The organism is Arthrobacter sp. D5-1 (assembly GCF_017357425.1).
GTDB lineage: Bacteria > Actinomycetota > Actinomycetes > Actinomycetales > Micrococcaceae > Arthrobacter.
Genome location: NZ_CP014571.1, coordinates 1,894,844 through 1,914,073 on the forward strand (window position 1 = coordinate 1,894,844; position 19,230 = coordinate 1,914,073).

Consider the following 19,230-nt stretch of genomic DNA (forward strand, 5'->3'; position numbering starts at 1 on the left):
CTCTCGTGACTGAGCGCATTGTTCTGGCCTACTCCGGTGGCCTTGATACTTCCGTAGCCATCGGCTGGATCGGTGAAGCCACCGGTGCCGAGGTCATCGCTGTGGCCGTCGACGTCGGACAGGGTGGCGAGTCCCTGGAGACCATCCGCCAGCGCGCCCTCGGTTGCGGCGCCGTCGAGGCCTACGTAGCCGACGCCCGCGACGAGTTCGCCAACGAGTACGCCATGCCCACCTTGAAGGCCAACGCCCTCTACCAGGGCCACTATCCGCTGGTTTCGGCTATCTCCCGTCCGGTCATCGTGAAGCACCTCGTCAAGGCTGCCCGCGAATTCGGCGCCACCACCGTTGCCCACGGCTGCACCGGCAAGGGCAACGACCAGGTCCGTTTCGAAGTCGGCATCCAGACCCTCGGCCCGGACCTGAAGTGCATCGCACCGGTTCGCGACCTCGCCCTGACCCGCGACAAGGCCATCGCCTTCGCCGAGGAGAAGGGACTGCCGATCGAGACCACCAAGAAGAACCCGTACTCGATCGACCAGAACGTCTGGGGACGCGCCGTTGAGACCGGTTACCTCGAGGACATCTGGAACGCTCCCACCAAGGACATCTACGACTACACGGCCACCCCGGAATTCCCCCCGGCACCGGACGAGGTCACCATCTCCTTCCAGGCCGGCGTGCCGGTAGCGATCGACGGCGTCAAGGTCACCCCGCTGCAGGCCATCCAGGAACTTAACCGCCGTGCGGGCGCCCAGGGCGTCGGCCGCATCGACGTCGTCGAGGACCGCCTTGTTGGCATCAAGTCCCGCGAAATTTACGAAGCCCCGGGTGCCATGGCGCTGATTACCGCGCACAAGCACCTCGAGGACATCACCATCGAGCGCGAGCAGGCCCGCTTCAAGGCCACCGTTGGCCAGCGCTGGTCCGAGCTGGTGTACGACGGACAGTGGTTCTCCCCGCTGAAGCGCTCCTTGGACGCTTTCATCGAGGACACGCAGCAGTACGTTTCCGGCGACATCCGTATGGTCCTCCACGGTGGCCAGGCAGTAGTCAACGGTCGTCGCTCCGAGACCTCGCTGTACGACTTCGACCTCGCCACCTACGACACCGGCGATACCTTCGACCAGTCCATGGCACGTGGCTTCATCGAGCTGTGGGGCATGTCCTCCAAGGTTGCCTCCGGCCGCGACCTGCGCGTCGCAGGCAAGTAATGGCCTCGGCAACAAACGAAGGTGCACTGTGGGGCGGCCGGTTCGCTGGTGGCCCCGCGGATGCGCTGGCCGCACTGAGCAAGTCCACCCACTTTGACTGGCGGCTTGCCCGCTATGACATCGCCGGCTCCAAGGCCCACGCCCGCGTGCTGGCCAAAGCAGGTTTGCTGGACGACGCCGAGCTCGAAGGCATGCTTTCCGCACTCACCCAGCTGGACGAGGACGTCGCGAGCGGCGCCTACCTGCCGGCCGAGAGCGACGAGGACGTTCACGGTTCCCTGGAACGTGGCCTGATTGAGCGCGCCGGGACCCAGCTGGGCGGCAAACTCCGCGCCGGCCGTTCACGCAACGACCAGGTGGCCACCCTGGGCCGTATGTTCCTTCGCGACCATGCACGCATCATCGCCGGCGGTGTCCTTGCCACCATCGACGCCCTGGTGGAGCAGGCCAAGGCCCACCAAGGCGTTGCCATGCCGGGCCGGACACACCTGCAGCACGCCCAGCCGGTGTTGCTTAGCCACCACCTCCTGGCCCATGCCTGGGCTTTGCTGCGCGACGTGCAGCGGCTCCAGGACTGGGACAAGCGCGCCGGTGTTTCGCCGTACGGTTCCGGTGCTTTGGCCGGTTCTTCGCTTGGTTTGGACCCCGAGGCTGTTGCTGCTGACCTCGGATTCTTCTCGGCCGTCCACAACTCGATCGACGGCACCGCTTCCCGCGATGTCTTCGCCGAGTTCGCCTGGGTGTGTTCCATGATTGGCGTGGACCTGTCCCGGATCTCCGAGGAAGTCATCTTCTGGGCCACCAAGGAGTTCTCCTTTGTCACGCTGCATGACTCGTACTCCACGGGGTCCTCGATCATGCCGCAAAAGAAGAACCCGGACGTCGCTGAGCTCGCCCGTGGCAAAGCAGGCAGGCTTATCGGCAACCTGACCGGTCTGCTGGCAACCCTGAAAGGACTGCCGCTCGCGTACAACCGCGATCTGCAGGAGGACAAGGAACCGGTCTTCGACGCCGCCGACACCCTGGAGCTTTTGCTTCCGGCCGTGTCCGGCATGATCGCCACGCTGAAGTTCAACACCGAGCGCATGGAATCCCTGGCCCCCCAGGGTTTCGCGCTGGCAACGGACATCGCAGAATGGCTGGTCCGCCAGGGCGTCCCCTTCCGCGAGGCCCACGAGCTCTCCGGCGCTGCCGTCAAGCAGGCCGAAGGCCGTGGCGTTGAGCTGTGGGACCTGACGGACGAGGAATACGCAGCGATCTCGGTGCACCTGACTCCCGAGGTCCGCAGTGTCCTCAGCACCGAAGGTTCGCTCAACAGCCGCAACTCGCAGGGCGGAACGGCACCGGCCGCCGTCGAACGCCAACTGACGGCTCTCCAAGCGGAACTGGACGCAGTGCGTTCCTACGCCAGCTAGACCACGTGCGGGACGGCACGTCGCGGCCATGCCTTCGGGCAGGGCATCGCGAGGTGCCGTCCCGCTGTGCGTTAACATGGCGCTATGACTCAGATCACCCCCGAGACGCTGCCCGAAGAGCTTCACAAAGCCGCCGGCACCGTCACCCGCATCCTCGCCAAACTGGACGACTCATCCGTCGCTGAACCGTCGGAGCTGCCAGGCTGGACCCGGGGTCACGTCCTCGCCCACCTTGCCGGGATCTCAAATGCCATGGCCCGGCAACTTGAGTACGCGCGCCGCGGCGAAACCGGGGAACTGTACGACGGCGGCATGGACGGCCGTAACAAGGCCATCGCACTCGCGGCGGGGCACAGCCTCACGGAGCACACGGAGGCCGTCACCACCGCCATGGATGCGGCGATTGCCGCGTTCGATGCCTTGGGACCGGAGGACTGGCAGGCGCGTATTGCGTACCGGGACGGGACAGTGCTCGACGGCGGCCTGGCCCTATGGCGGGAGCTCACCATCCATGCGTCGGATTTGGGTGTGGGGTTCGGACCGGAGACATGGAACAGGCCTTTCTGCGAACACCTGATTGGCTTCCTCGCTGCACGCGTCCCTGACACGTACAAATTCGTCCTGCAGCCCACCGGCCTGCCACAGAGGACCATTGGCAGCGGCGGCACCTCCATCGCGATTACCGGCATGCTGACCGACATCGCCGCGTGGCTTGCGGGCCGAGAGCCCAGCCTGGGCAGCCTTCGCGCAACAGCGGCCGCCGATGGAGTGGACCTGCCGGACCTGCTGCCCTGGCCGGCACCCCAGCCCGCCGCCCGCTGAGCCGCGCACGCTCTCTCACGTCCCTCGTGTTTGGGCGGGTCGCTCTCTCACGTCCCTCGTGTTTGGGCGGGTCGCTCTCTCAGGCCCCGGGAGCTAATTGCTTCGGGTTTTTTCCGCTGCAGCCCGCCAGAGGTGCATGGTGGCATACGAACGCCACGGGCTGACCTCCCTGAAATCGGCGCTGAGCCCAGTGCCGGCGGGCAGGACCTTTATGCCGTTCCGGACCGCAGCATCATTGGCCAGGAGAACATCCGGAGCACCGAGGACACGCATTGCCACGTAGCCAACAGTCCATGGCCCCACTCCGGGCAAGGGGAGCAGCTTGCTTTCGAGGCTGGTGGGATCGTCGCCGTAGCCGAAATCAAGTGCTCCGCTGGCCATGGCTTCGGACGCGGCCATGATGGAGTCAATCCGCCGCTGGGGTCCACGGAGGAACGCTCGCCCGTGTTCGGCGATCTCGGCCGCCGTCGGAAACAAACGCTCCAAGCCGGGGGTGGCGCTATCCACGCTGGTTCCGGCAGCAGATAACTGAGTGAGGGCCGTTCGCGCGGCTGCTACGGTGATTTGCTGCCCGATCATGGCCCGGATGAGTAGTTCGTGGGGATCCACAGCCCCCGGCAGGCGTATTCCTGGGATCGCGGTCACACTGGCAGTCAGCCTCGCATCTGTTGCCAGAGCGTCGTCGATTGCCTGGGGATCAGCGTCCACGTCGAACAGCCTCCGGACCCGGCTCAAGAGTGCCGGGAGATCGTGGAGGTCCAGCACCGCAGCTGTAAGTTGCAAGGGTTTGCCAGGAGCTGAGGGGTTATACGAGACAGAGAAGGAGGCACTGCCCCGCGGCAGGCGCAGGGTGCGGGCGTAAGTCCTGCTTCCATCGGTGCCGGTTCCGTCCTCCGAGGTGCGCACCGTCTCGATGCCCGGCACCGCTCGTACTGCCAGGAAATCGAAAATGCCCGGATCGAAGGGCTCCCTGTAAGGAAGGTTCAGCGTCAAGGCCGCGGGGGCGTGCACCGCAGCACCGGTACCCCGGTGTTGCCTGGACTTGGCCCCGGTAGCGCGCACCGCCGTCGGGGTCATGGCGAACACTTCGCCAATGGTGTCGTTGAATTGCCGCACGCTGTTGAAACCCGAAGCAAACGCAACGTCGGCAAGGAGCATATCTGTGGAGACCAACAGGGTCCTGGCGGTTTGTGCCCTGCTGGCCCGTGCCAGCGATAGTGGACCGGCGCCAAGTTCATTGCTGAGGATGCGGTTGAGTTGCCGTGCGGAGTAGCCCAACCGGTGGGCGAGGCCGTCGACGCCCTCGCGGGTGATCACGCCGTCGTTGATCAGCCGCATGGCCCGGCCGGCTATGTCCGAGCGGATGTTCCAGGCCGGAGTTCCCGGGACAGCTTCGGGCAGGCACCGCTTGCAGGCGCGGTAGCCGGCTTCATGGGCAGCGGCCGAGGTTTCGTAGAACGTGACGTTCTCGGCTTTGGGGGTTCTGGCGGGGCACGATGGCCGGCAATAGATGCCTGTGGAACTGACGGCCGTGAAGAACTGCCCGTCGAACCGTGTGTCCCGGGCGTCGATTGCCCGGTAGCGCTGCCAGAAGTCCATGGCTTCATCCTGCCAGCCGGCCGCGACCACGGCTAGCGGAAATCGGACATGGGCGTTGGCAGTTTGCTAGGGTCTGGGGATGGGATCGTTCACGGAAAACGGAATCGGTCATCCCGACGACGTGCGCAGTTTTCTCCAGGGCGATGCCCGCGACATTGCCCCGTTGATCCTGGGAGCCGTCCTCACCCACCAGTCCGATGCCGGCCCTGTCTCCGTAAGGCTCACCGAAGTGGAGGCCTATATGGGGCCGCGCGGTTCGGAACACCCTGACCCTGGATCACACACTTTCGGTGGCCCCACGGCCCGTAATGCGCCCATGTTCGGGGCACCCGGATTCCTCTACGTCTACTTCACGTACGGGATGCACTATTGCGCGAACATCGTCTGTGGACCCGACGGGTTCGCATCCGCGCTGCTCCTGCGGGCAGGAGAAGTTGTAGAGGGGGAGGAGCTCGCCGCCGTCCGCAGGCCAGCCTCCAAAGCGCACAAGGACCTCGCCAGCGGACCGGCCCGACTCGCCTCCGCGTTGGGACTCACGACGGCGGACACCGGCCGTGACGCGCTCGCTTCACCGTTCAGCTTGTGGTTGCCGGCGACACCCGCAGCCGCCGTCGCCAGCGGACCGCGGGTGGGTGTATCGGGTCCTGGCGGCACCACGGAATATCCTTGGCGCTTTTGGATCGAAGACGATCCAACGGTGTCGCGGTACAAGGCAGCACGGCCCCGAAATAGGGTCGTTCCGCAATAACCGTCCCACCACATGACTTGTACCCCACGCGTTTACCAAAATCGCTGTAGAATGGACGGTCTGTCTTTTGCGATAGGGGTTACGGTTCGATGCACGACGCTGATTTGGTCCACGAGCAGGAATATGTGGCCGGGCTGTACGCCCGGCTCGATGAGCTGCGCGCCGAAAAGCGCGCCCAGCTGGCGCAGGTGCGGAAGGCCGGCGCGGTGGGAACCATGCAGAACGTTTCCGAGCGTGACGCGTTCGCGGCCCTGTACGAAGACCGCCTTGCCCAGCTCGACGCCGTCGACGACCGCTTGGTCTTCGGCCGCCTTGACCTTGACTCCGGTGAAGCACAATACATCGGGCGCATCGGTCTCTCTACTGCCGATCTCCAGCGACTGATGGTCGATTGGCGTGCGCCCGAAGCCGGGCATTTTTACCAAGCCACGGCGTTCGATCGTCAAGGCGTGCGTCGCCGTCGCCACCTGATCCTTCAGGGGCGCGACGTGAAAGCGATTGAAGACGATGTCCTGGACGCGGGGATGCTCGCAGACAACGACTCTCTCCAAGGTGAAGGCGCACTGCTGGCAGCACTGAACTCCAAGCGCACGGGCCGCATGTCGGACATCGTGGGCACCATCCAGTCTGAGCAGGACCGGATCATCCGATCCTCCATCTCCGGCGCGTTGGTGGTCCAAGGCGGTCCCGGAACGGGAAAGACCGCCGTTGCCCTGCACCGCGCTGCTTATCTGCTGTACACGCACCGCGAACGGCTCAAGAGCGCCGGCGTGTTGCTCGTTGGACCGTCGTCGTCCTTCATGCATTACATCGAACGCGTACTGCCATCCCTCGGCGAGACCGGCGTGGTCATGGCAAGCCTTGGCCGCCTGATGCCCGGCATCCATGCCATCCCCGAGGAAGACGCCGACGTTGCCGCACTCAAGGGCAAACTGGACATGGCCAAGGTGGTGGCCAACGCCGTCGCGAACCGCCAAAGGACGCCTGCTGAAGACCGCATCCTGGAAGTCGATTCACGGAAGCTCACTCTGACTGTCCGTCAGGTCCGCCGTGCCCGGGAAAAGGCCCGCGCAACGGGGAAACCCCACAACGAAGCGCGGCTCACGTTCGTGAAGATCCTCCTTCGCGAGCTCACGGAACAGCTGACGGACCTCGTCGAGGAAGGCAACATCGGCAACAACGCAGATCGCGCCTACCTGGCGGAAGACGTCCGGTCGGCGAGGGACGTGCGCATTGCGCTGAACCTCTGCTGGATGCCGATGACACCGGAGAAGCTCATTTCCGAGCTCTTCAGCAAGCCGGCCATCCTTGAAGCCTGCACACCGCACCTGACGCCTGAACAGCGTTCGCTGCTGCAGCGGCCCGTGGACGCGCCCTGGACGGAAGCTGACGTTCCGCTGTTGGATGAAGCTGCTGAACTGTTGGGCGAACTGGACCCGGCAGCCGGCAGGGGATTGGCCCAGCAGGAGGCCGACCGCGCACGCGACATCGCCAACGCCAAGCAGACTCTTGCCAACATGGAAGCCATGGGTGTCGACGTCCTGGTCTCGGCTGAAGAACTTGCCGACCAGAACCAGGAACGCGAAGGCCGCCTGACCGCGGCGGAACGTGCCACCAGCGACCGTTCGTGGGCTTTCGGCCACATTGTGGTTGACGAAGCCCAGGAACTCTCACCCATGCAGTGGCGGCTCCTGGTACGCCGCTGCCCGCTGAAGTCGTTCACGATCGTCGGTGATATTGCCCAGACGAGTGCTGCGGCAGGTGCCAATTCGTGGCAGAGTGCCTTGGCGCCGTCGTTCGGTGACCGCTGGACCCTCGAAGAACTCACCGTCAACTACCGCACGCCCTCGCAGATCGCCGAAGCCGCAGTCCGCATGGCCAACCGCGCGGGACTGGTGGTCTCGGCTCCCAAGGCCGTGCGCGAAGGTAAATGGTCGCCCATTGTGGACCGCGTCGATGCCGACAGCATCGTGTCGCACCTGGTGGACGTCCTGCCCGAGGAAGTTGAAGCGATCGACGGCGGCCTGCTGGCTGTCATTGCCGACGGGCCTCTTCTTCCGCAGGCCACCGCTGCGCTGCGGGAGGTCTACGGCCGCCGTATTGGCGCCGGGGCGGGCAGCTACGAACAGGACATCGTGGTCATCAGCCCCAAGGAGGCCAAGGGCCTGGAGTTCGATGGGGTGGTGGTCCTGGAACCGGCCGCCATGCTGAACCATGAGCACGGCAAGGTGGGCGACCTCTACGTCGCCATGACGCGAGCCACGCAGCGCTTGCGTCTCATTGCCGCCGCCCCGGTACCTGCGGGTATCGAGCGCTAGGAAAACGGGCCTCCGCAATCCTGCTAACTTAGATCTCGTGTCACACGTAAACAACCTCGAGTCCCAGCACAACGATCCCGCTTTTGCCAATGTCTGGCAGGAGCTCAAATGGCGCGGCCTGATCCACGTTTCCACCGATGAAACGGAACTGGAAAAGCTGCTCGCCGGGGACCCGATCACGTATTACTGTGGCTTCGATCCCACCGCGCCCTCCCTGCACCTGGGCAACCTTGTGCAGTTGCTGGTGATGCGACGCCTGCAGTTGGCAGGCCACAAGCCGCTCGGCCTGGTGGGTGGGTCCACTGGCCTGATCGGTGACCCACGTCCGACGGCGGAACGCACCTTGAACACCAAGGACACCGTTGCTGAGTGGGTTGGTTACCTGCAGGGCCAGGTGCGCCGCTTCCTCAGTTTCGAGGGCGAAAACCCGGCCCGCATGGTGAACAACCTGGACTGGACGGCGCCGCTGACTGCTATCGACTTCCTGCGTGAAATCGGCAAGCACTTCCGTGTGGGCACCATGCTCCGCAAGGATGCTGTGGCGTCCCGCCTGAACTCCGACGAAGGCATCAGCTACACCGAATTCAGCTACCAGATCCTGCAGGGCATGGACTACCTCCAACTCTTCCGGGATTACGGCTGCGCGCTGCAGACCGGCGGCTCTGACCAGTGGGGCAATCTCACCAGCGGAACCGAACTGATCCGCAAGGTGGAAGGCAAGAGCGTCCACGCATTGGGGACGCCGCTGATCACCAACTCCGATGGCACCAAGTTCGGCAAGAGCGAAGGGAACGCCATCTGGCTGGACCCGGACATGTGCAGCCCGTACGCGTTCTACCAGTTCTGGCTCAACACGGCGGACGCGGATGTTGTGGACCGCCTCAAGGTCTTCACCTTCCTTTCGCGTGCAGAGATTGAGGCACTTGGAGAAGCTGTGGCGGAGCGTCCATTTGCCCGCGAGGGCCAGAAAAAGCTCGCTTTCGAAGTGACCTCGCTCGTTCATGGCGTCGAGGCAACGGAGAAGGTCATTGCAGCTTCGGCTGCACTCTTCGGCAACGGCGATCTCACAGTTCTGGATGAGCGAACCCTTGAAGCCGCCACCGCCGAACTTCCATTGGCGACGATCGGCACCGACGGTTTGGGGATCATCGACCTCCTGGTTGCCTCGGGTCTGTCCGACAGCAAGTCGGCTGCCCGCCGGACCGTAGGGGAGGGCGGCGCGTATGTGAACAACACCAAGGTCTCCGATCCCGATGCAGTCATTGCCCAGGATCAACTGCTGCACGGACGGTACTTGCTCCTCCGGCGTGGCAAGAAAAACCTTGCGACCATTGAGGTTTCTGCTTAGTACTCTTTTCCACCGCGTTCCGAAAGGGCCGGCAACCGTTACGGTTGCCGGCCCTTTCTGCGATTCCGTGCATGTCATCCTCGTCGCTCGCTCACATCCCGCGGGTTTGATGGCGTCGCTCTCTCATGTCCCTCGGGTTTGGGGCGGATGCTCTCTCGCGTTCCTTGGGTTTGGTTGGGGTTCGACGGCGGTGGTGGGGTTGTGTGATGGGCTTCACTTGGGTTGGTTTGGGGTGTGGTGGGGTGGTTTTGGGGGTGTTTTCCTTGTGTTGGCGGGGTTTTTGGGTGGTGTTGGGGTGGATTTGGTGTGGGGGTGGGGCGCGTGTAAAGTTATTCGAGTCGCCGCCGCTGATGCGGAAAGATGGCGACCGACTCCCTTCAAATTGCCGGTTTCGGTGGTGCTTTTGTGTGCTGCTGGTTGGTGTGGGAGGCCCGGGTTCTGGTTTGCTTTGTGCGGCTGGTTCGGGTAAGTTTGAAAAGTTGCTCCGGAGCGATCCTGGACCCTTGTGGTGTGGGTGGTGCCGGTAGTGTCTGTTGTTTGAGAACTCAATAGTGTGCCAAGTTTGTTGATACCGATTGTTTTATTGATTGGTTGAAATTATGGCTGGATCATTGCGCACCCCCGTGTGTGGTGGTCTGGTTTTCAGCTGGTTTCGAATTTTGTGCAGCCGTGCCGGCCGTTATTTCCGGTGGGTGTGGTTGTGTCTGTTTGATTTGTTTTACTTCAACGGAGAGTTTGATCCTGGCTCAGGATGAACGCTGGCGGCGTGCTTAACACATGCAAGTCGAACGATGATCCCAGCTTGCTGGGGGATTAGTGGCGAACGGGTGAGTAACACGTGAGTAACCTGCCCTTGACTCTGGGATAAGCCTGGGAAACTGGGTCTAATACCGGATATGACCGTCTGACGCATGTCAGGTGGTGGAAAGCTTTTGTGGTTTTGGATGGACTCGCGGCCTATCAGCTTGTTGGTGGGGTAATGGCCTACCAAGGCGACGACGGGTAGCCGGCCTGAGAGGGTGACCGGCCACACTGGGACTGAGACACGGCCCAGACTCCTACGGGAGGCAGCAGTGGGGAATATTGCACAATGGGCGCAAGCCTGATGCAGCGACGCCGCGTGAGGGATGACGGCCTTCGGGTTGTAAACCTCTTTCAGTAGGGAAGAAGCGAAAGTGACGGTACCTGCAGAAGAAGCGCCGGCTAACTACGTGCCAGCAGCCGCGGTAATACGTAGGGCGCAAGCGTTATCCGGAATTATTGGGCGTAAAGAGCTCGTAGGCGGTTTGTCGCGTCTGCTGTGAAAGACCGGGGCTCAACTCCGGTTCTGCAGTGGGTACGGGCAGACTAGAGTGCAGTAGGGGAGACTGGAATTCCTGGTGTAGCGGTGAAATGCGCAGATATCAGGAGGAACACCGATGGCGAAGGCAGGTCTCTGGGCTGTAACTGACGCTGAGGAGCGAAAGCATGGGGAGCGAACAGGATTAGATACCCTGGTAGTCCATGCCGTAAACGTTGGGCACTAGGTGTGGGGGACATTCCACGTTTTCCGCGCCGTAGCTAACGCATTAAGTGCCCCGCCTGGGGAGTACGGCCGCAAGGCTAAAACTCAAAGGAATTGACGGGGGCCCGCACAAGCGGCGGAGCATGCGGATTAATTCGATGCAACGCGAAGAACCTTACCAAGGCTTGACATGAACCGGTAATACCTGGAAACAGGTGCCCCGCTTGCGGTCGGTTTACAGGTGGTGCATGGTTGTCGTCAGCTCGTGTCGTGAGATGTTGGGTTAAGTCCCGCAACGAGCGCAACCCTCGTTCTATGTTGCCAGCGCGTTATGGCGGGGACTCATAGGAGACTGCCGGGGTCAACTCGGAGGAAGGTGGGGACGACGTCAAATCATCATGCCCCTTATGTCTTGGGCTTCACGCATGCTACAATGGCCGGTACAAAGGGTTGCGATACTGTGAGGTGGAGCTAATCCCAAAAAGCCGGTCTCAGTTCGGATTGGGGTCTGCAACTCGACCCCATGAAGTCGGAGTCGCTAGTAATCGCAGATCAGCAACGCTGCGGTGAATACGTTCCCGGGCCTTGTACACACCGCCCGTCAAGTCACGAAAGTTGGTAACACCCGAAGCCGGTGGCCTAACCCTTGTGGGGGGAGCCGTCGAAGGTGGGACCGGCGATTGGGACTAAGTCGTAACAAGGTAGCCGTACCGGAAGGTGCGGCTGGATCACCTCCTTTCTAAGGAGCTGCTAGCAGCTGTTCCGTGTTCTGTGTATGCAGTTCGTGGTGGTTGTCAGTGTTGCCCATTGCGCAGGCGTCTGTTCTGCGGTGGGTGCTCATGGGTGGAATATCAACGAATCAAACTTGTTTGGCATGGCCTTTACCGGTTGTGTCCTGGTGCCAGTACGGCAGCATGTGTCTCTGCTTTTTGTGGGGGTGGGTGTTGTTGGGAACGCTGCCGGGGTGCATGGTTTGTGGGGGTTGTGTTTGGCGCACTGTTGGGTCCTGAGGCAACAGGACCTTTTTGCAGCAATGCAGAGGGCATCGTTCTGGTGTTTCTTTTGTTCCTGCTTCCGGTTCTGCCGCGTGTCCCTGTGTGGGGTGGTGGTGGTCTGGTTGATGGGGTTGTTGTTTGAGAACTACATAGTGGACGCGAGCATCTGAGACATGCATGGCTGGCCTTTCGGGGTTGGTGTGTGTGTTTCTACAGCAATTTCTTATGAATGAACCTGGCCCTTGTGGTCGTGGTTCTCTCGAGTAAGTTTTTGATCTTTGTGTGGTCAAGTTTTTAAGGGCACACGGTGGATGCCTTGGCATTAGGAGCCGAAGAAGGACGTAGGAATCTGCGATAAGCCTGGGGGAGTTGATAACCGAGCGTTGATCCCAGGATGTCCGAATGGGGAAACCCCGCACAACGCTGCAAGGTGATTGTGTGACCCGCATCTGAACACATAGGGTGCGTGGGGGGAACGCGGGGAAGTGAAACATCTCAGTACCCGCAGGAAGAGAAAACAATAGTGATTCCGTTAGTAGTGGCGAGCGAACGCGGATCAGGCTAAACCGTTCCATGTGTGATAGCCGGCGGGCGTTGCATGGGCGGGGTTGTGGGACTTTCCGTGATGGTTCTGCCGGACCGTTGGGGTGATGTGCAGGCATAGGTGAACGGTCTTGAAAGGCCGGCCAGAGAGGGTGGGAGCCCCGTAACCGTAATGTTGTGTGCAGCCTGGAGAGTATCCCAAGTAGCACGGGGCCCGAGAAATCCCGTGCGAATCTGTCAGGACCACCTGATAAGCCTAAATACTTCCTAATGACCGATAGCGGACCAGTACCGTGAGGGAAAGGTGAAAAGTACCCCGGGAGGGGAGTGAAACAGTACCTGAAACCGTGTGCTTACAATCCGTCGGAGCAACCGCGAGTGATCGCATAGTAGTTGTGACGGCGTGCCTTTTGAAGAATGAGCCTGCGAGTTAGTGTTACGTCGCGAGGTTAACCCGTGTGGGGTAGCCGTAGCGAAAGCGAGTCTGAACAGGGCGAGTGTAGTGGCGTGATCTAGACCCGAAGCGGAGTGATCTACCCATGGCCAGGTTGAAGCGACGGTAAGACGTCGTGGAGGACCGAACCCACTTCAGTTGAAAATGGAGGGGATGAGCTGTGGGTAGGGGTGAAAGGCCAATCAAACTCCGTGATAGCTGGTTCTCCCCGAAATGCATTTAGGTGCAGCGTTGCGTGTTTCTTGCCGGAGGTAGAGCTACTGGATGGCCGATGGGCCCTACAAGGTTACTGACGTCAGCCAAACTCCGAATGCCGGTAAGTGAGAGCGCAGCAGTGAGACTGTGGGGGATAAGCTTCATAGTCGAGAGGGAAACAGCCCAGACCACCAACTAAGGCCCCTAAGCGTGTGCTAAGTGGGAAAGGATGTGGAGTTGCGAAGACAACCAGGAGGTTGGCTTAGAAGCAGCCATCCTTGAAAGAGTGCGTAATAGCTCACTGGTCAAGTGATTCCGCGCCGACAATGTAGCGGGGCTCAAGTACACCGCCGAAGTTGTGGATTTCACACATTGCCCTAGCCTTCGTGGTTCAGGGGTGTGGAGTGGTAGGGGAGCGTCGTGTGGGCAGTGAAGTCGCGGTGGAAACCAGCGGTGGAGCCTACACGAGTGAGAATGCAGGCATGAGTAGCGAAAGACGGGTGAGAAACCCGTCCGCCGAATGATCAAGGGTTCCAGGGTCAAGCTAATCTGCCCTGGGTAAGTCGGGACCTAAGGCGAGGCCGACAGGCGTAGTCGATGGACAACGGGTTGATATTCCCGTACCGGCGAAAAACCGCCCATGCCAAGCGGGGGATACTAACCGCCCGGAGCCTGCCCGCTCACCCTTGTGGTGTTGTGGGTTTTGGCCGAGCGCGGGACCTGATCCCGGGAGGTAAGCGTATTAACAGGTGTGACGCAGGAAGGTAGCCGGGCCGGGCGATGGTTGCCCCGGTCTAAGGATGTAGGGTCAGGGATAGGCAAATCCGTTCCTGTGTGCTTCGAGCACGTTCCTGAGATCTGATGGGACTCCCGTATGGGGGGATCCGGTGATCCTATGCTGCCTAGAAAAGCATCGACGCGAGGTTTTAGCCGCCCGTACCCCAAACCGACACAGGTGATCAGGTAGAGAATACCAAGGCGATCGAGAGAATTATGGTTAAGGAACTCGGCAAAATGCCCCCGTAACTTCGGGAGAAGGGGGGCCTGCCCCGTGATGGAGACTTGCTCTCCGTGAGCGGGTGTGGGCCGCAGAGACCAGGGGGAAGCGACTGTTTACTAAAAACACAGGTCCGTGCGAAGTCGCAAGACGATGTATACGGACTGACTCCTGCCCGGTGCTGGAAGGTTAAGAGGACCGGTTAGCCACCTTGTGTGGCGAAGCTGAGAATTTAAGCCCCAGTAAACGGCGGTGGTAACTATAACCATCCTAAGGTAGCGAAATTCCTTGTCGGGTAAGTTCCGACCTGCACGAATGGAGTAACGACTTCCCCGCTGTCTCAACCATAAACTCGGCGAAATTGCAGTACGAGTAAAGATGCTCGTTACGCGCAGCAGGACGGAAAGACCCCGAGACCTTTACTATAGTTTGGTATTGGTGTTCGGAGTGGCTTGTGTAGGATAGGTGGGAGACGTTGAAACCCGGACGCCAGTTCGGGTGGAGTCATCGTTGAAATACCACTCTGGTCACTTTGGACATCTAACTTCGGCCCGTGATCCGGGTCAGGGACAGTGCCTGATGGGTAGTTTAACTGGGGCGGTTGCCTCCTAAAAAGTAACGGAGGCGCCCAAAGGTTCCCTCAGCCTGGTTGGCAATCAGGTGTCGAGTGTAAGTGCACAAGGGAGCTTGACTGTGAGAGAGACATCTCAAGCAGGGACGAAAGTCGGGACTAGTGATCCGGCGGTACATTGTGGAATGGCCGTCGCTCAACGGATAAAAGGTACCTCGGGGATAACAGGCTGATCTTGCCCAAGAGTCCATATCGACGGCATGGTTTGGCACCTCGATGTCGGCTCGTCGCATCCTGGGGCTGGAGTAGGTCCCAAGGGTTGGGCTGTTCGCCCATTAAAGCGGTACGCGAGCTGGGTTTAGAACGTCGTGAGACAGTTCGGTCCCTATCCGCTGCGCGCGCAGGAAATTTGAGAAGGGCTGTCCTTAGTACGAGAGGACCGGGACGGACGAACCTCTGGTGTGTCAGTTGTACTGCCAAGTGCATCGCTGATTAGCTACGTTCGGATGGGATAACCGCTGAAAGCATCTAAGCGGGAAGCTCGCTTCAAGATGAGATTTCCATACACATTTATGTGTGAGAGGCCCCCAGCCAGACCACTGGGTTGATAGGCCGGATGTGGAAGCGAGGACTAAAGACTCGTGAAGCTGACCGGTACTAATAGGCCAACAACTTACACCACACAACACACTGCACGCGTCCACTATGTGGTTCCCGAACAACAACCCGCACCAAGGGTTGCCGGAACCAACAACTAAATAACAACACCACAGTTGTAACCACAAGTCTTCCCACCCACCCCCACCAAAAAAGGGGGGCCGGGACGGGTAACAGAGTTACGGCGGTCATAGCGTGGGGGAAACGCCCGGTCCCATTCCGAACCCGGAAGCTAAGACCCACAGCGCCGATGGTACTGCACCCGGGAGGGTGTGGGAGAGTAGGACACCGCCGGACAACCATTAAGGCAAGAGCCCCGACCACAGGTCGGGGCTCTTCCCCTTTAACCACCCAACCCCTAAACGAGGCAAAGCATCCATCAACCGGGAACTTGCCAACAACCCAGGCCAGTCGCTGTCGCTGAAGGCTTCCCGCAGGCTGCTGAAGCGGCTGTGAGACTTGACACGGGAGGCCGGGAATCAGGTCCAGGCGTTCGGCTGCCGTGGTGGCGTCGAATAGAATTGCATAAGACATACGAGTCGGTAGCTGAGCGCTGCCGGCGGCGTGACAACGAAATAAGGGTTATGAGCGACTACGCACGCGCCAGTGGTCGGCTCGCAACAGGAGGAATCCACCATGGCTGAGCACAACGGCGGCAATCGCGGCGGTAATCGCGGAAACTTCGGCGGTAATCGCGACGACCGCGGTTCGTACCGCCCCAACAACAACTCAGGCGGGGACCCTCGTGGGTTCCGTTCCCGGGAGAACCGAGACGGCAACGACCGTCCGGCCCGTGACGGCGAGCGTCGTCCGTTCAACAACGACCGTGGAGACCGTAAGCCTTTCGGTGACCGCAACGATCGTCCGCCCCGTGACGGCGAGCGTCGCTCCTTCGGCGGCGACCGCGATCGTAAGCCTTTCGGTGACCGCAACGATCGTCCGGCCCGTGACGGCGAGCGTCGTCCGTTCAACAACGACCGTGGCGATCGTAAGCCTTTCGGCGACCGGAACGATCGTCCGGCCCGTGATGGAGAGCGTCGCTCCTTCGGTGGCGACCGCGATCGTAAGCCTTTCGGCGATCGTCCCGAGCGCGGTCCGCGGAACTTCGACGGTCCCCGTCGCGACAACGATGACCGTCGCCCGTTCAACAACGACCGTGGCGACCGTAAGCCTTTCGGCGACCGCAACGATCGTCCGGCCCGTGACGGCGAGCGTCGTCCCTTCAACAACGACCGTAGCGACCGCAAGCCTTTCGGCGACCGCAACGATCATCCAGCCCGTGACGGCGAGCGTCGCTCCTTCGGCGGCGACCGCGACCGTAAGCCTTTCGGCGACCGCGACCGTAAGCCTTTCGGCGACCGCAACGACCGTCCGGCCCGTGACGGCGACCGTCGTCCCTTCAACAACGACCGTGGCGACCGTAAGCCTTTCGGCGATCGTCCCGAGCGCGGTCCGCGGAACTTTGACGGCCCCCGCCGCGACAACGATGACCGTCGTCCCTTCAACAACGACCGCGGCGACCGCAAGCCTTTCGGTGACCGCAACGACCGCGGTAACTCCTGGGAAGAGCGTCCTGCCAGGGTGCCCAACGCCAAGGACATCCGCAGCTCCAACCGTCCTGACCGTGAGCGGTCTCCCGAGATCGATGAGGATGTCACGGGCAAGGAACTCGACCGCGCCACGGGTCACCAGATCAAGACACTTGAGGAGCAGAGTGCTGGTTGGGTCGCCAAGCACCTGGTCATGGCTGGCCGCCTGATTGACATTGAGCCTGAGCTGGCCTTCCAGCACGCATTGGCTGCAAGCCGTCGTGGCGGACGCCTTTCGGTTGTTCGTGAAGCGGTGGGCCTGACCGCCTACGCCGCGGGACACTATGGCGAAGCGCTTCGTGAATTCCGTACGTACCGCCGCATCAGCGGGTCCAACGTGCACTTGCCTGTGATGGCTGACTGCGAGCGAGGCCTCGGACGTCCGGACCGTGCGTTGGATATGGTTCGTTCTCCAGAAGCCCAGGACCTCGATGCCCCGGGCAAGGTGGAGCTGGCCATGGTGGCGGCCGGTGCCCGTGCGGATTTGAAGCAGTTTGATGCTGCAGTCACCGAACTGGAAATTCCCCAGTTGGACATCAACAGGGCCTTCTCTTACAGCCCGCGACTTTTCCGTGCTTACGCTGAAGCGCTCAGCGCGGTGGGTCGCACGGAAGAAGCGGACAAGTGGGCCCGGCAGGCTTTGGTGGCTGAGAATGCTCTGGGAGTCGGCGATTTCGCTGAACCGGAGATCCTTGACCTCGGGTGGGATGAGCAGGAAGAAGCAGCCGCGAGCAAGCCGCGGTTCGTCAAGTCGGCTCCGGAGCCCGACGTCGTTAAGCCTGAGACGGAATCGGTTATTGCCGAAGCCGCAGCGGCTGACGTTGAGCACGATGACGTTGAACTTGATGACGCAGAGTCTGACTACTTCGAGTCGAACGACGCGGAGTCGGACATCGACTCCGCAGAAGACGACTCTGAGGAAAGAGAAGCCAAGGAAGAAGACGCCGAGAACCAGGGTTCTGACTCCCAGCATGGCTGATCCACTCATCTCATTGTTTGATGCCGTCCTCTCGGATCTGGACGGTGTGGTCTATGCAGGACCGCACGCCATCCCCGGGGCCGTGGAGTCGTTGTTGCGTCTGGAGACCTTTGGCGTTGGCCTTGGCTACGTGACTAACAACGCCTCCCGCACCCCGGCCCAGGTCGCTGCGCACTTGCGTGAGCTCGGTGCGCCGGCGGAGGACCATCAAGTGGTCAGTTCCTCCCAGGCAGCAGGAGAGCTTCTGGCTTCCCTGTTGCCTGCGGGGGCGCATGTGCTCATCACCGGCAGCGCAGCTCTGGCCCATGAGATTGAATTGGTGGGACTCAAGCCGGTCCACAGTGCCGCTGAATCCCCGGTTGCCGTGGTCCAGGGATTCAACCCTGAGATCGGTTGGAAGGATCTCGCGGAGGCGTCGTATGTAGTGGCCGGTGGAGCCATGTGGTTTGCCACCAACACGGACATGTCCATACCGCAGGCTCGAGGCATGGCACCGGGCAATGGGACGCTGGTTGCTGCTGTGGCGGCTGCTACGGGGAAAACTCCTGTGGTGGCTGGTAAGCCCGAAGCGCCGCTTTTCCATGCGGCAGCGAAACGGTTGACCGCCGATCGTCCGCTGGTTGTGGGCGACCGTTTGGACACGGACATTCTGGGCGGCAACCGTGCGGGATTTGCGACGGCGGCCGTCCTCACTGGCGTGGACACCACCCACACCATCCTTGCGGCGCGGACCGACGAGCGCCCCACCTACCTTTTGGCCGACTTGGAGGGCCTTTACGCGCCCTACCCTGAGGTCATCAGCGACGACGGAACCTTCCGTTGCGGTGCAGCCTCGGCGGTCGCCGGGGACGGGACCGTCACGGTCACGGGCGCTGAGGATGACCTTGACGCTTGGCGCGCGGCCTGTGCCGCGTGGTGGGCCAGGTTCCCCGACATGGCTGTGGCGCAGGCGCCACAGGTGGAATGGCGAACTCACTAGACTGGTGCGATGACCGAGCCCAATTATGTACCGGCGGAAAGCCATGCGGGCCACGACGGCCCCGTGACTGAAAACTCTGAGCCCTCGCGCCCGGAGGTCCAGTGGCCCGATCCAGCCAGCTCCACGGGGGACCCGCTGGTGGACAGGGCCTTGGCCGTCCTGGACAACGTGCCGGCGACCCCCGTGGCTGAACACGGAGACCTGTACGCAGCCATTCACGACTCCTTGCTGGAAGCCTTGGATGCTGAACCCGGCCTCCCTGCCGCACCACAAAGTACTCCCCGCCCGGAAGGCGACAGCTAGCGT

The 19,230-nt window shown here is 61.6% G+C and carries 11 protein-coding genes and 3 rRNA genes; 12 read left to right on the forward strand and 2 right to left on the reverse strand.

Annotated features, from left to right (window positions below):
* Window positions 1-5: 5 nt before the first annotated feature.
* The 3 genes from AYX22_RS08690 (at window position 6) to AYX22_RS08700 (ending at window position 3,448) form a co-directional block, all read left to right on the forward strand.
* Entirely contained in the window at window positions 6-1,211 is a 1,206-nt protein-coding gene (locus AYX22_RS08690) for an argininosuccinate synthase (protein WP_207597066.1), read from the forward strand.
* A complete protein-coding gene (gene argH / locus AYX22_RS08695) occupies window positions 1,211-2,626 on the forward strand; it encodes an argininosuccinate lyase (protein WP_207597067.1) in 1,416 nt (471 codons plus the stop codon). Before AYX22_RS08690 ends, argH begins: the two co-directional genes overlap by 1 nt.
* 84 nt (window positions 2,627-2,710) lie before the next feature.
* A complete protein-coding gene (locus tag AYX22_RS08700) occupies window positions 2,711-3,448 on the forward strand; it encodes a maleylpyruvate isomerase family mycothiol-dependent enzyme (protein WP_207597068.1) in 738 nt (245 codons plus the stop codon).
* A gap of 93 nt (window positions 3,449-3,541) precedes the next feature.
* On the opposite strand, the gene AYX22_RS08705 is transcribed toward AYX22_RS08700, so the two are convergent.
* Window positions 3,542-5,047, reverse strand: coding sequence for an AlkA N-terminal domain-containing protein (locus tag AYX22_RS08705; protein WP_207597069.1), 1,506 nt, complete (start codon window positions 5,045-5,047; stop codon window positions 3,542-3,544).
* Between the two features lie 79 nt (window positions 5,048-5,126).
* On the opposite strand from AYX22_RS08705, the gene AYX22_RS08710 reads away from it, so the two are divergent.
* The 6 genes from AYX22_RS08710 (at window position 5,127) to rrf (ending at window position 15,674) form a co-directional block, all read left to right on the forward strand.
* Complete coding sequence (locus AYX22_RS08710) at window positions 5,127-5,795, forward strand: DNA-3-methyladenine glycosylase (RefSeq protein ID WP_207597070.1); 669 nt, start codon at window positions 5,127-5,129, stop codon at window positions 5,793-5,795.
* An 89-nt stretch (window positions 5,796-5,884) separates the two neighbouring features.
* Window positions 5,885-8,113 carry an ATP-binding domain-containing protein gene (locus AYX22_RS08715; RefSeq protein WP_207597071.1) on the forward strand — a complete coding sequence of 743 codons (2,229 nt, stop codon included), beginning with the start codon at window positions 5,885-5,887 and terminating at the stop codon, window positions 8,111-8,113.
* Window positions 8,114-8,150: 37 nt separating this feature from the next.
* Window positions 8,151-9,461: a tyrosine--tRNA ligase gene (gene tyrS / locus AYX22_RS08720; RefSeq protein ID WP_207597072.1), complete on the forward strand. Its 1,311-nt coding sequence runs from the start codon at window positions 8,151-8,153 to the stop codon at window positions 9,459-9,461.
* Window positions 9,462-10,184: 723 nt separating this feature from the next.
* Window positions 10,185-11,704: ribosomal RNA gene (locus AYX22_RS08725) — 16S ribosomal RNA — on the forward strand.
* Between the two features lie 540 nt (window positions 11,705-12,244).
* Window positions 12,245-15,402: ribosomal RNA gene (locus AYX22_RS08730) — 23S ribosomal RNA — on the forward strand.
* A 155-nt stretch (window positions 15,403-15,557) separates the two neighbouring features.
* A 5S ribosomal RNA gene (gene rrf, locus AYX22_RS08735) occupies window positions 15,558-15,674 on the forward strand.
* The 16S, 23S and 5S rRNA genes sit together here, the layout of an rRNA operon.
* Window positions 15,675-16,106: 432 nt before the next feature.
* Here rrf and AYX22_RS24015 read toward each other — a convergent pair.
* Window positions 16,107-17,114: a hypothetical protein gene (locus AYX22_RS24015; protein WP_242703575.1), complete on the reverse strand. Its 1,008-nt coding sequence runs from the start codon at window positions 17,112-17,114 to the stop codon at window positions 16,107-16,109.
* Between the two features lie 6 nt (window positions 17,115-17,120).
* Between AYX22_RS24015 and AYX22_RS24020 the strand changes: the two genes are divergently transcribed.
* Genes AYX22_RS24020 through AYX22_RS08750 form a run of 3 tightly spaced genes read left to right on the forward strand, consistent with a single transcriptional unit; the run spans window position 17,121 to window position 19,227 of the window.
* Window positions 17,121-17,945, forward strand: coding sequence for a DNA polymerase V family protein (locus AYX22_RS24020; RefSeq protein ID WP_242703576.1), 825 nt, complete (start codon window positions 17,121-17,123; stop codon window positions 17,943-17,945).
* The gene (locus tag AYX22_RS08745) at window positions 17,938-18,924 is read left to right on the forward strand and encodes an HAD-IIA family hydrolase (protein WP_207597074.1); all 987 of its coding nucleotides are present in this window, start codon (window positions 17,938-17,940) and stop codon (window positions 18,922-18,924) included. The genes AYX22_RS24020 and AYX22_RS08745 overlap by 8 nt, the downstream gene beginning before the upstream one ends.
* Before the next feature lie 9 nt (window positions 18,925-18,933).
* Entirely contained in the window at window positions 18,934-19,227 is a 294-nt protein-coding gene (locus tag AYX22_RS08750) for a hypothetical protein (RefSeq protein ID WP_207597075.1), read from the forward strand.
* Window positions 19,228-19,230: the final 3 nt, after the last annotated feature.

Coding starts and splice junctions, on each gene's coding strand:
- argH (WP_207597067.1), top strand. CDS start 1,211: ATGGCCTCGGCAACAAACGAAGGTGCACTGTGGGGCGGCCGGTTCGCT.
- AYX22_RS08700 (WP_207597068.1), top strand. CDS start 2,711: ATGACTCAGATCACCCCCGAGACGCTGCCCGAAGAGCTTCACAAAGCC.
- AYX22_RS08705 (WP_207597069.1), bottom strand. CDS start 5,047: ATGGACTTCTGGCAGCGCTACCGGGCAATCGACGCCCGGGACACACGG.
- AYX22_RS08710 (WP_207597070.1), top strand. CDS start 5,127: ATGGGATCGTTCACGGAAAACGGAATCGGTCATCCCGACGACGTGCGC.
- AYX22_RS08715 (WP_207597071.1), top strand. CDS start 5,885: ATGCACGACGCTGATTTGGTCCACGAGCAGGAATATGTGGCCGGGCTG.
- AYX22_RS24020 (WP_242703576.1), top strand. CDS start 17,121: ATGGCTGGCCGCCTGATTGACATTGAGCCTGAGCTGGCCTTCCAGCAC.
- AYX22_RS08745 (WP_207597074.1), top strand. CDS start 17,938: ATGGCTGATCCACTCATCTCATTGTTTGATGCCGTCCTCTCGGATCTG.
- AYX22_RS08750 (WP_207597075.1), top strand. CDS start 18,934: ATGACCGAGCCCAATTATGTACCGGCGGAAAGCCATGCGGGCCACGAC.